Here is a 12,153-nt window from a genome sequence, read left to right as displayed (position 1 = left end):
GCGATGACATCCACGACACCCGATGATGATGCGGACGCCTATACCCTGCGCGTGGCGTCGGAGATTGCGGCGGTGCCCGCAGCGGACTGGGACGCCTGCGCGGGGCCGGAAAATCCGTTCACCCGCCACGCCTTCCTGAAGGCGCTGGAGGATGCGGGCTGTGCTTCGGCGGACGAGGGCTGGATGCCGCAGCATCTGCTGCTGGAAGATCCGGCCGGTACCCTGGTCGGGGCCATGCCGATGTACCTGAAGTCCCACAGTCAGGGGGAGTACATCTTCGACCATGGCTGGGCCAATGCCTTCGAGCGTGCGGGCGGCCGCTATTATCCGAAGCTGCTCGCTGCCGTGCCCTTCACGCCGGCCACGGGACCGCGACTGCTTGTCCGCAATGGACAGGACTTCGATCAGACCGCGCGGCTGCTGCTGCAGGGCGGTATCCAGGTCGCTACACAGTTCAAGGTCTCCGGCCTGAACATCAACTTCCTGACGGAGCGGGAGGCAACCGTTGCCACCGACATGGGCCTGCTGCTGCGCACCGGGGAACAGTTCCACTGGGTGAACCAGGAATACGCCGACTTCGACGCCTTTCTGGAGAACCTGTCGTCGCGCAAGCGCAAGGCCATACGCAAGGAGCGGCGGGAGGCGCTGTCGAACGACATTGAGGTCGAGACGGTGACCGGGGATGCGCTGACCGAGGATCACTGGGACGCGTTTCACCAGTTCTACATCGATACGGGCAGCCGCAAGTGGGGCCAGCCCTACCTCAACCGCACCTTCTGGTCACTGCTGGGGGAGCGCTGCGGCGATAGCGTCGTGCTGATGCTGGCCCGGCGCGACGGACGCTATATCGCCGGGGCGCTGAACCTGGTGGGCACCGACACCCTCTATGGTCGCTACTGGGGCTGTGTGGAGGACCACCGCTTCCTGCATTTCGAGCTCTGCTACTACCGCGCCATCGAATGGGCCATCGACCATGGCCTGTCGCGGGTGGAGGCAGGGGCGCAGGGGCCGCACAAGCTGGCACGCGGCTATCTGCCGACCACAACACGCTCCGTCCACTGGATCGCGGACCCCGGATTTCGCAGGGCCGTTGCCGACTACCTGCAGCATGAGCGTGAGGAAGTGCAGCGGGAGATCGACTATCTCGACCGCTTCTCCCCCTTCCGTCAGGCGGGACCATATGTGCCGGACGAGGGCGCGGTCTGAACCGGTCCGGTTTCAGATTTCCTCGATCCGCCGAACCATGGGCAGCCAGTCATCGATGACGCTGGCACGGCGGGACGGGGGCAGATCGAAGATGCCGAGACCCTGGCGCGCGACATCCTGATACAGCGCGCGGTCCGTCAGGCGGGTCACCACGTCATGACCGAGTGAAGCCAGGAACTCGTCCAGTTCCCGCGCTGCCCGGGTGTTGGCGCGGACCCGGTTGCCGATCACCATCACCGGTTTCCGACCCTTCTGAACGGGTTTCAGTTCATCAACCCGCTTCAGGAAGCGTTTCGTCGCGGCCTCGTCAAAGACGGATGGCAGGACAGCCATGACGATCATGTCCGCGTCCTTCAGCAGGGTGCGGACCTTTTCCGAGTCGACGCCGGCACCTGCGTCAATCACCAGCCGTGCCAGCTTCTTCGGCACCTCGCCCTGGCCCTTGCGCCAGTCCAGCGCCTCGATGGGGGCCGCGGTGGCGGGGCGGCTCTTCAGCCATTTCAGGCTTGAGCCCTGGCGGTCACACTCCGCCAGTCCGGTGCGCTGACCGGCATTCGCGAAGGCCGTGGCCAGATTTGTCGCGACAGTGGTCTTGCCGCAGCCGCCCTTCGCATTCACGACCAGTACCGAGATCACTGCCGTTTCTCCTTCTTGCCGCTCTTGCGTGGCCCAGGCTGTTTCCAGAAGACCGGAGTGTTGCTGAAGGCCAGCCAGGCGTCGACCATTTCCGGCTCGATCGCCGCCAGCCGATGGGCATACCAGCCCTTCACCATGGCCGCCCCGATCTGGGCCTCCGCATCCCCGGTGGCCAGGTGATCGACCAGATCCGACGTCACCGCGGCATCGTTCAGGTGCCCCAGGTCATCCTGCAATCGTGACATGCCCTTGCGGTATGTCCGGGCGGCATCACCCGGGAACAGACCACCCAGAAAATCGATGGCATAGCGGAGCTTCTTTGCCGCGATCCGCACCTCGTGGCGCTGCTCCAGGGGCATGGTGGCGAAGCCTTCGGCGGTCCGCATCAGTTTCCTGTGGCGCTTGCGCAGCAGCCCGGTCGCGACGGGCGTCAGCGGCGCGTCGGGCGTGCCGCTCAGCAGCAGGGTCACGTCCTGGGCGCCCAGCAGATCCATGAGCATGCGGTTGAAGGGGCGAGCATCCAGCGTGGTCCGCAGGTCCGCATAGGCGGTCCCGCGTGCCAGCTCCGCGGCCTCACGAAGGCGCTGGAGTGGTTGCGAAGCGGGATTCGCAGCCTCCACCGGCGGCAGCATCTGGGTCAGAAAGACGTCCAGATCCCGGGCAGGGCCCATGGCCTGCAGTGCCGAGCGCGCATCGGTCTTCAGCCCCTCCGCCGACGGACCGAGGTGATCGCGAAACAGGGACAGGGCCGACCGGAGCCTGCGCAGTCCCACCCGCAACTGGTGCACACCCTCCGGGTCCGATCCGTCACGGCTCGCGGCCAGGTTGCCGGCGACCTGCCGGGCCGTGGCGGAAACAATGGTCGCGAAGGCGGAGGCCACGGTGTCAGACCGGGTCAGGACAGGGCGCTTGAATTTGCGCCAGGCGGGCGAACCGCCCTCCGCCAGCGCCACGCCGCGCGCTGCCTTGGATTCCACGGCGACATGGACGCTGCGCTGCATCACCTGTGCCCGCGCGATCCGTGCGACCGAATTCTCCGGTCCGCCCAGCAGTTCGATCTCCAGTTCCTCGACCGGCATCTCCCGTCCGGCGGCCAGGATCCGGCCCCGGTCCAGCGAGACCTCCACCGTGGCATCCCCGATATTGGCAATCTTCTTCTGCCGACGCACCTCGGTCCGGTGCCATTCGGTCAGTTCCTCCGGCAGGATCAGGCCGAACTCCTCCCGTGGCGCGCCGCTCGGCAATGCTCCCGGATCCGGGACAGGCCCGTCGATCACGGCAGACCATTCACCACGCTCCAGTCCACCGGTCTCGCGCTTCATGGTGAGTTCGTGGCGGCCATCCTTGGCCCGAAGCCGCAAGGTAAGACCTCGGGACCAGAGACGCCTGTCCGCTGTATCGAAATAGATGCTGGTGACGCCTGTCGTTCTCGCCAGTGCACTGCCAAGTGACTTGAAGGCAGAATCAAGGGATTGACTTCGTCCTTCCAGCTTTATTTCGATCTCTCGCATCTCATTCTTGTTCATGAGTCGGAAAAATTCAGAAAATTGATGATTGATTTTGTTGAAACCGACATGGTTTTCCCTGAAATCCTGAAATAGAGCGTTGCAGGGCGTAAAAATACGCGAAAGGGTGCCCGAATTCCATCAATAATGGATGGATTTCATCGCCAATGCTCAATCTCGGTTCAGTATCGTGCCGTCAGCGTGATCGCCGCGAATGTATGGGGATCGGCCTGGCCCGCGAACTCCTCCGTCCGACGCACCATCGTCCAGCTCAACCGCAGGCCTTCCCATCGCACGGCAGCCCCGATCTGGAAGTCGTGCACCAGATTGCGCTTGTTCACCCGCGCGCTGTTGCGGAAGCTGTTGCCGTCCAGAAAGATGTTGCGCAGGACGAGCCTGCTCTGCACGCCGCCGAAGAAGTACCAGTTCAGCCTGCGCGCGTCGGGGTCGATGAAGCCGCCACCGGCAAGGCTGGGCCGGATGCGTGGCGGGCCCAGATCGTTCTCCAGATCGGGACCGAGGCGCAGCGTCAGGCCCGCCATGCCCTGGGTCAGCACATTGCCGAGACTGAGTCCGGCGCTGGGCAGCAGATCGAAACCCCAGGGACGGGTCTGTTCCTTGAACGGGCGCCATGTCCTGTCGTAGCTGATGATCAGCCCGGGTTCATTGGACAGCTGGTTGTCCCAGCCCTGGGCAATATCGCTGTCGATCAACTGGTGAAAGGTGTTCTGCACGAACTCGCCCAGGGCCAGCGGTCCGACGATGCCGATGTTGGCGGTCACGGTCTCCACATGGGTGTCGTCATCTGCGATGGCTGCAACCTCGCCGTAGAGCCAGCCCGCATAGGGGTGGTCACCCGGCTGTGGGGCCGACTGGGTGATATCCGACGGTGTGTAGAGGTTCTGTCCGAAAGCCACTCCGCCATAGAGCTTGCGCCGGTCCTGCACGCCCAGCAGCGTCCGGCCGAGCAGGGCGGTCAGGTCACTGACACTGCCCTTGGGGCGCAGATAGGCGACGCGGAAGCCGTTGGTGTACTCCTGATCCGTCCCGGCGAAGTAATCATTCTCCACCACGATGGACAGGGTGCCATACTCGACCTCCTTCTTTTCCCCGGTCCCCGCCCCGTTCCCGGTCTTCGGAAGGTCCTGAGCCTGCGACTGCACGGCCCACATTGCCGTGACGAGTAACAGGGCGGAGAACAGGCAACGCGTTGACGGCATGGTAAGCATCCGTTGGGCGGGGCAGGCGGAACGGCCGAGGGTCAGGCTGCCCGGATCTGACGTGGTTCGTATATGGCCGTATGGTGGATGCTGGCAACAGGCTTGCTGCCGTCACCGATCAGCAGCACATCCAGTTTTACGAAACCATGGCCCTTGTGGTCGTACAGGCGGGAAACCACGGCACGGGTTTCCAGCGTGCTGCCGACGTTCAGGGTGCCCAGATGCTGGATCGCGCTGCCGACGTGGATCCAGGGGCCGAGCCGGACGGTGTCCCGCAGGATGGTGTTCGCACGGCGCAGCAGGAAGCCGGGATGCACCAGCCCGGACTCGGCGTAGTGCGGATGTTCCTCCCGCACGTCCTTCAGGTACTGCGCGTGTGTCGCCGCGTCGATGGTCTCGTGCATTGTGCCCATCACCCTGCCCTCCGGCAGGCTCTCGGGTCCGGCCTTTGGTCGTTCGTCATGGGACGGCATGGGTCCGGTCGGGAATCCGGCCACATCAGGGGTGGGCAGCGCCGAGTCTTCGGTCAGCCGTGCCGTGCCGGTCGCGGCGATCGCACCGCGTGCCTCGATCCGGATATCGACGCCATTGTCGGACGTGGTCTCGCCGATCACATCGACCGTTTCACCGTCATAGACCGGTCTGTCGAAACGGCAGGTCATGTGCCCGCGCGCCAGGAAATCCGGGCCAAGCAGGATCAGCGCCGCCCGCGTCATGTAGGCATAGTCATCGACACCGGGCACCAGCCCGCCCTCGAAGCCGAACCTCTGCGCCACGCCGTCATCGTGGATGCGGTTCTCGCTCTCGAACGCCGTGTTGAACGCTGAAATCGCATATCGCGTCTCGGTCATGCCCCTGTTCCTCCCCCGGATTGCCGTGTGAAAGCCATGTTCCTGTTTCATTCATGGGCCAGGCAATTGTTAACACAAGTCATTGGTCACATTAACAGATTTGTGTCGGATTTTTGGCTGGAGAACTGTCGAACCCGTCTCTCACCCATTGACTTACCATGAGAGACCACGTATTCCCGTGTGATCCCGTGAAGTGCCATGAGGCAGGTGTGCCGACCCATCACCATCCCATTGGCATCCAGGGCGGAGGGCGATAGGGCCGAAACACGAACAAGTGGAGCCGAATGTGCCGGGAGCGAATTACTTCTCCGGCAGTTTCACGCACCGGATCGACGGCAAGGGCCGTGTATCGATCCCGGCCCGCTTTCGTGCGCTTCTGGAAGAACAGGGAGATTCCGAAATGATGGTGATCCCGTCCTACAAGGATGGGGTCATGGAGGCGTTTCCGCGCCGGGTGCTGGAAGGCATCTTCGAACGGCTGGAGGAAAAGGATCCGCAGTCGGAGGAGGTGGAGGATCTTGCCACCTACCTGTTCGGCGGGGCGAATACCCTGTCCTTCGACAAGGATGGCCGCGTCGTGCTGTCGCCGGAGCTGCAGGAAGCGATTGGCGTCACCGATCAGGTCGTCTTCATGGGGCGCGCCGACCGGTTCTATCTGCTCAGCCCGGAACGCTCCAGGGAAGTGCTGGAGGCCGCGCGCATCCGCTCCCGCGAGAAACATCGCGGGGCGCTGGCGCGGAGCCGTCGGGCGCCACAGGTTCAGGTCACCTCGCTGCCAGACGAGGACGCATGATGGAACGCGCATCTGTCGAGCCGCGCGAGGGTCATGTTCCGGTCATGGGCACGGCGGTGGCGCGGGGGCTGGCCCTGTCCGCCGGACGGCGCTACCTGGACTGCACCTATGGATTGGGCGGCTACACCCGTCAGTGGCTGAATGCCTGTGACTGCCAGGTGATCGCGATTGACCGTGACCCGCGCGCGATCGCGGCGGCAAGGCAGGACGCGGAACGGTTCGACGGTCGGCTGACCGTGCTGGAAGGGTGCTTTGGCGACATGGCCGCGCTGCTGGCGGGCATCGGCATCGACAGCCTGGACGGTATCGCGATGGATCTCGGCGTGTCCTCACCGCAACTGGATCAGGCGGAGCGGGGATTCTCCTTCCAGCATGATGGCCCGCTGGACATGCGCATGGGTGATGGTCCGCTGACGGCGGCGGAGATCGTCAACGACTGGCCGGTGGAGCGTCTGGCCGACATCTTCTACCGCTTTGGCGAGGAGCGGAAATCCCGACCCATCGCCCGCGCCATCGACAAGGTGCGGGTTGACCGGCCGATCCGCAGCACGGCGGAGCTTGCCGCCATCGTCGCGCGCGCCGCGCCGACGAAGCCAGGCCGCATTCATCCGGCCACGCGAGTGTTTCAGGCGATCCGCATTGTCGTGAACGACGAACTGGGGGAACTGCGCCGTGGCCTGATCGCGTCGGAGCAGTTGCTGCGTCCCGGCGGACGGCTGGCCGTTGTCAGCTTCCACAGCCTCGAGGACCGGATGGTGAAACGGTTCCTGACGCCTCGCACGGGCAACGCGCCGGGTGCTTCCCGGCATCGTCCGGTGATCGTGGAGGCTCCGGCGCCCTCCTTCAGGTTGGTCAGTCGTGGCGCGGAAAAGGCGGACGAGGCGGAGGTTGCCGCGAACCCGCGGTCCCGCTCTGCCCGTCTGCGTCTGGCCGAGCGCCTTGATGCCCCGGCCTGGCCCGAATCCGAAGGTTTCGAGGAGTTGGCCGCATGAGCCGCCTGTTCCTCATGCTCGCCCTGTTCATCGCTGCCCTCGCCATCGGTGCGGTCTACGAGAGCGAACGTCGCTATGACGCCGCGGAAGACGAGGCGGTGCGGGTGGAGCACGAGATCGCCGAAACCCGCCGCGACATCCATGTGCTGGATGTGGAGTGGAGCTATCTGACCCGGCCCGAACGGCTGGAGGAGCTGGCAGCACTGCATCTGCCGCTGGCGCCACCGGATGTGGGTCGCATGATCGCCTCCGATGCGGACCTGCAGCCATTGATGGACGAACTGAACGGCCTGACGGTCGCGAAGGGCGTCGTTGATCCGTCGAGCGGGAAGGTGCGGCCATGAACCGGACCCTGTTCGACAGGCCGCCCGGCACCGAACTGGCGCAGAGCGACCTGCAGTGTCAGTTGCCGGGCAGCGACATCACCCGCGTGCGCCGACGCCTGACCATGCTGGGACTCGCCTTCGCGATCGGTTTCACGGCGCTCTCTGCCCGCGTGATCCATCTGTCCAAGCCGGATCTGGGGTCCGGCATGGCGGCGGAGGCGGCAACGGTTGCCGTGGCGCCGGAGCTGCCTGCGAAATGGCGGACCCGCTCCGCGATCACTGATCGGGATGGGCAGTTGCTGGCGGTGGATCTGCCGACACATGCATTGTCCATCGAGACCCGCAAGGTGCGGAGGCCGGACCGGCTGGCCTGGCGTCTGGCTGAGGCGCTGGGGGACACCACGCCCGCGCGGGTGCTGGAGCGGCTGGAGAAGGCGAAGGGCGCGCTCTGGCTGCGCTGGCGCCTGACGCCGGATCAGGTGGCGGCGGTGATGCGCGTCGGTGATCCGTCCATCAGTCTGGTGCCGACGGTCACCCGCAGCTATCCCAACGGACGTCTGACTGCCCATGTGGTCGGCTTCATGGACTCCGAACGTCAGGGGCGTGCGGGGCTGGAGCGTGGTGTCGAGGACCGGCTTCTGGATCCCTCCAACCCGCCGGTCGCGAGCTCCATCAATCTCGGTGTGCAGCATGCGGTGCGGGCCGAACTGGCGCGGGCGGTCGAGACCTTCTCCGCAATTGGTGGCGCGGCGCTGGTCATGGATGTGACCAATGGCGAGATCCTCTCCATGGTCTCCCTGCCGGATTTCGATGCCAACCTGCGGGAGTCGCTGCGCGAGGATGCGTTCTTCAATCGCGCCACCTATGGCCGCTACGAAATGGGGTCGACCTTCAAGACCTTCACGGCGGCCATGGCGCTGGAGGCGGGCAAGCGGCTGAGCGACAGCTATGACGCCACCGACCCGATCCGTTTCGGCCGTTTCCGCATTCGCGACCATCACGCCAAGAAGCGTGAGATGACGGTGGCGGAGATCTTCAAGTTCTCCTCCAACATCGGTGCCGCGAAGATGGCCGTGGATGTCGGAACCGAGAACCAGCGCAAGTTTCTCGGCTCGCTCGGTCTGCTGGAGCGGGCGGCGATCGAGATCCCCGAACTGGTGGCGCCGCAACTGCCCTATCGCTGGGGTGAGCTGGAAACCATGACCATCGGCTTCGGGCACGGGCTCTCGGTATCGCCGCTGCATCTGGCCACCGCCATCGGTGCCATGGTCAATGGCGGCAACCTGATCGAGCCGACGTTGCTGAAGCGGTCTCTGGACAATCCGGCAACCCTGCGTCGGGTGATTTCCGAGAAGACATCCGACAGCATCCGCAAGCTGCTGCGCCTTGTCGTGGCGGACGGGACAGGACGCAGTGCGGCGGCGCAGGGCTATGTCGTCGGCGGCAAGACCGGCACGGCCGAGAAGGCCATCGAGAAGGGCTATGCGCGCAAGCGGCTGATCACCTCCTTCGTTGGCGTCTTCCCGATGCAGGCCCCGCGCTACGTCGTGCTCGCCATGCTGGACGAGCCGCAGGGGACCAAGCAGACCTATAACTACATGACGGCGGGCTGGAACGCGGCGCCCACCGTCGGACGCATCATCAGGCGCGTGGCGCCGCTGCTGGGTGTTGCCCCGGTCGATGAGCTGGATCCGGAGATCCTGCGCGCGCTGGCGCTGCCGCCTTCCGCTGACCCGCTCGCGAAGAAGGCCAGGGGAGGACGCGATGCGACTCTCTGACCTGATGGGCAGCAAGGCAGGCAGCAACGCCGCACTGGAGATCACCGGCATCACGGCGGACAGCCGGGATGTGAAACCCGGCTTCCTGTTCGCGGCCCTTGGCGGCACGCAGACGGATGGCAGCCGCTTCGTGGCCGATGCGGTCGCCCGCGGCGCCGTTGCGGTGCTGGCGGAACGTCCGTTGTCGGCGGATGTTCCCGTGGTCGTCGGGCAGGACGCCCGGAGCTGCCTGGCGCGGATGGCGGCCCGGTTCTATGGCACGCAGCCGGAGACGGTGGCGGCGGTGACCGGCACCAGCGGCAAGTCGTCGGTCGTCTGGTTCCTGCGCCAGATATGGGCCGCGCAGGGCCTGCGGGCGGCGAGCCTCGGCACGCTGGGCATCCAGGGGCCGGACGGATTTTCCGCCGGATCGCTGACGACACCTGATCCCGTGGCACTGCATCGCGACGTGGCGGCGCTGGCGGACAGCGGCGTCACCCATCTGGCGCTGGAAGCCTCCAGCCATGGACTTGTACAGCGACGTCTCGACGGGCTGAAGCTGTCGGGTGCGATCTTCACCAACCTGGGGCACGACCATCTCGACTATCACCGGGACCGTGCCGACTACCTGAATGCAAAGCTGCGGCTGTTTCGGGATCTGCTGCCGACGGGTGCGCCTGCGGTCATCAATGCCGATGATGCGGTCTCGGCTGATGTGACGGAGGCGGCACGGGCCGCGGGCCTGCGGGTCGTCAGCTATGGCACCGGCAAGGCCGATTTCCGTTTCTCGATCGATGACGCGCGGCTGGATGGCCAGACCGTCACGATCAGCCACGCGGGCGAGACGCTGACCATCCGGCTTCCCCTGATCGGGGCGTTCCAGGCGGAGAATGTCACTGCTGCGGTCGCCCTTTCCGTTTCCCTCGGCTCCGCGTTCCGAGGGAGCCTGGCGGCGCTGCCCGAGCTTGAGGGGGCACCTGGCCGTCTGCACCTGGCCGGGTCCAGGGGCAGCGCCGCCGCTTTTGTCGATTATGCGCACAAGCCGGACGCGCTTGCCGCCGTGCTGCGCACGCTGCGCCCCCTGACGGCCGGTCGGTTGATCGTGGTGTTCGGCTGCGGCGGGGACCGGGACACGCAGAAGCGCCCGATGATGGGTGAGATTGCCGCGACCCTGGCCGACATCGCCATCGTCTCCGATGACAATCCGCGCACCGAGGATCCGTCAGCCATTCGTCAGGCCATCATGGCCGCCTGTCCCGGGGGTATCGAGATCGGGGACCGGGCAGCCGCAATCCGCCACGGTGTCGGCCTGATGCAGGACGGTGATGTGCTGCTGGTCGCGGGCAAGGGGCATGAGACCGGACAGAAGATCGGTGACCGGGTGCTTCCCTTCGATGACATGACCGAGACCCGCGCGGCACTGGAGGGCCAGGCATGAGCGTGCTCTGGACAGCCCGTGAAGCCGCGGATGCCACCGGCGGCGCAGTCGCCGGATCATGGTCGGCGACGGGTGTTTCGATCGACAGCCGGACCTTGGCGAAGGGCGACCTGTTCATTGCCCTTGCCGGACCCAATGCCGACGGTCATGACCATGTTGCCGCCGCACTGGATGCCGGCGCGGTTGCGGCGATGGTTCATGCCCGGCCCGAAGGTGTGGATCCGGCGTGCCTGCTGCTGGTCACGGATACCATGGCGGGGCTGGAGGCGCTGGGCGTTGCCGCCCGGGCACGGACGGATGCCCGCATCATCGGTGTTACCGGTTCCTGCGGCAAGACCAGCACGAAGGCGGCGCTGGCGCATTGTCTGACCGCATCCGGTGTTGCCGTGCATGCGTCGGAGAAGAGCTACAACAATCACTGGGGTGTGCCACTGACACTCGCCCGGATGCCCCGCGAGACCGGGGTGGCGGTGCTTGAGATGGGCATGAACCACCCGGGCGAGATTCGGGCGCTGACCGCAATGGTGCGCCCCGATGTTGCGGTGATCACGACGGTCGAGGCCGCACACCTGGCGGCTTTCGGTTCGATCAGCGAGATCGCGGATGCCAAGGCGGAGATCTTCGAGGGGCTGACGGACGACGGCGTTGCCGTGCTGCCCGCGGACAATGACTGCCACGCGCAACTGGTTGCTGCCGCACAGCGGGCCGGGGTCGCCCGGATCGTGAACTTCGGCCTGGCCGAGACGGCGGAATATCGCGCTGTCCGTATCTCCCTGAAGCCGGAGGCTTCCTGTGTCGAGGCGCGGCTGAACGGGCACGAGGCGGCGCTGTGCATCGGCATTCCCGGCCAGCACTGGGTCAGCAATGCCATGGCCGTGATGGCGGCAATCGATCAGGCGGGCGGCAACATGGGTCGGGCTGCACCAGCCCTGCGAACCCTGGAGGCCGTGGCCGGTCGGGGCGCGCAGCAGACGGTTGTCCTGCATGACGGTCGCAGCTTCAGGCTGATCGACGACAGCTACAACGCCAATCCGGCCAGTGTGCGTGCCGCCCTTGGTGTGCTGGGCACCACCGCACCCGGTGCAGGCGGGCGGCGCATTGCCATCCTTGGTGACATGCTGGAGCTCGGCGAGACCTCCGCGTCGCTGCATCGCGAGCTGTCGGCTGACGTTCTGGCTGCGGCTGTCGATGTCGCCCTGCTCTGCGGCAAGGACATGGGCGCACTGGCGGATGCGCTGACCGGCCGGATCGATACCGTACTGCATGCCGCGACCTCCGCCGAACTGATCGACCCGGCGCTGACGCAGGTCCATGCGGGCGATGTGGTGCTGGTGAAGGGATCGCTGGGCAGCCGGATGGCACCCGTGGTTGCCGCCCTGACGAACCTGGAGGCCGCAGCGGAACTTCCGCGCGCGGCCTGCGGCTGAAG

11 protein-coding genes are annotated in these 12,153 nt (G+C 65.8%); 7 read left to right on the top strand and 4 right to left on the bottom strand.

The window, feature by feature from the left end; translation table 11 throughout:
- Positions 1-3: 3 nt before the first annotated feature.
- Positions 4-1,206, top strand: a complete 1,203-nt coding sequence (locus QGV55_RS13420) for a GNAT family N-acetyltransferase (protein ID WP_281016280.1) — start codon at positions 4-6, stop codon at positions 1,204-1,206.
- A gap of 12 nt (positions 1,207-1,218) precedes the next feature.
- Here the strand turns inward: QGV55_RS13420 and QGV55_RS13415 are convergent, their stop codons facing one another.
- The 4 genes from QGV55_RS13415 to QGV55_RS13400 all read right to left on the bottom strand — a co-directional run bounded on the left by QGV55_RS13415 (position 1,219) and on the right by QGV55_RS13400 (position 5,418).
- The gene (locus QGV55_RS13415; protein WP_281016281.1) at positions 1,219-1,842 is read right to left on the bottom strand and encodes a ParA family protein; all 624 of its coding nucleotides are present in this window, start codon (positions 1,840-1,842) and stop codon (positions 1,219-1,221) included.
- Positions 1,839-3,353: a CHAD domain-containing protein gene (locus tag QGV55_RS13410; RefSeq protein ID WP_281016282.1), complete on the bottom strand. Its 1,515-nt coding sequence runs from the start codon at positions 3,351-3,353 to the stop codon at positions 1,839-1,841. The genes QGV55_RS13415 and QGV55_RS13410 overlap by 4 nt, the downstream gene beginning before the upstream one ends.
- 176 nt (positions 3,354-3,529) lie before the next feature.
- Positions 3,530-4,567, bottom strand: a complete 1,038-nt coding sequence (locus tag QGV55_RS13405; protein ID WP_281016283.1) for a lipid A deacylase LpxR family protein — start codon at positions 4,565-4,567, stop codon at positions 3,530-3,532.
- Positions 4,568-4,608: 41 nt separating this feature from the next.
- Complete coding sequence (locus QGV55_RS13400; protein WP_281016284.1) at positions 4,609-5,418, bottom strand: hypothetical protein; 810 nt, start codon at positions 5,416-5,418, stop codon at positions 4,609-4,611.
- A 286-nt stretch (positions 5,419-5,704) separates the two neighbouring features.
- Here QGV55_RS13400 and QGV55_RS13395 point away from each other — a divergent pair, with 286 nt between their 5' ends.
- The 6 genes from QGV55_RS13395 to murF are packed head-to-tail and all read left to right on the top strand — an operon-like array spanning position 5,705 to position 12,151.
- A complete protein-coding gene (locus QGV55_RS13395) occupies positions 5,705-6,211 on the top strand; it encodes a hypothetical protein (RefSeq protein ID WP_281016285.1) in 507 nt (168 codons plus the stop codon).
- Complete coding sequence (gene rsmH / locus QGV55_RS13390) at positions 6,211-7,203, top strand: 16S rRNA (cytosine(1402)-N(4))-methyltransferase RsmH (RefSeq protein ID WP_281016286.1); 993 nt, start codon at positions 6,211-6,213, stop codon at positions 7,201-7,203. The genes QGV55_RS13395 and rsmH overlap by 1 nt, the downstream gene beginning before the upstream one ends.
- Complete coding sequence (locus QGV55_RS13385; RefSeq protein WP_281016287.1) at positions 7,200-7,547, top strand: hypothetical protein; 348 nt, start codon at positions 7,200-7,202, stop codon at positions 7,545-7,547. Before rsmH ends, QGV55_RS13385 begins: the two co-directional genes overlap by 4 nt.
- On the top strand, positions 7,544-9,307 hold the full coding sequence (locus QGV55_RS13380) for a penicillin-binding protein 2 (RefSeq protein WP_281016288.1): 1,764 nt from the start codon (positions 7,544-7,546) through the stop codon (positions 9,305-9,307). Before QGV55_RS13385 ends, QGV55_RS13380 begins: the two co-directional genes overlap by 4 nt.
- Positions 9,294-10,724, top strand: coding sequence for a UDP-N-acetylmuramoyl-L-alanyl-D-glutamate--2,6-diaminopimelate ligase (locus QGV55_RS13375; protein WP_281016289.1), 1,431 nt, complete (start codon positions 9,294-9,296; stop codon positions 10,722-10,724). The genes QGV55_RS13380 and QGV55_RS13375 overlap by 14 nt, the downstream gene beginning before the upstream one ends.
- Entirely contained in the window at positions 10,721-12,151 is a 1,431-nt protein-coding gene (gene murF, locus QGV55_RS13370; protein WP_281016290.1) for a UDP-N-acetylmuramoyl-tripeptide--D-alanyl-D-alanine ligase, read from the top strand. Before QGV55_RS13375 ends, murF begins: the two co-directional genes overlap by 4 nt.
- Positions 12,152-12,153: the final 2 nt, after the last annotated feature.

Source organism: Minwuia sp. IMCC3009 (assembly GCF_029909415.1).
Classification (GTDB): Bacteria; Pseudomonadota; Alphaproteobacteria; order Minwuiales; family Minwuiaceae; genus Minwuia.
This window is presented reverse-complemented; position numbering and strand designations above follow the sequence as displayed.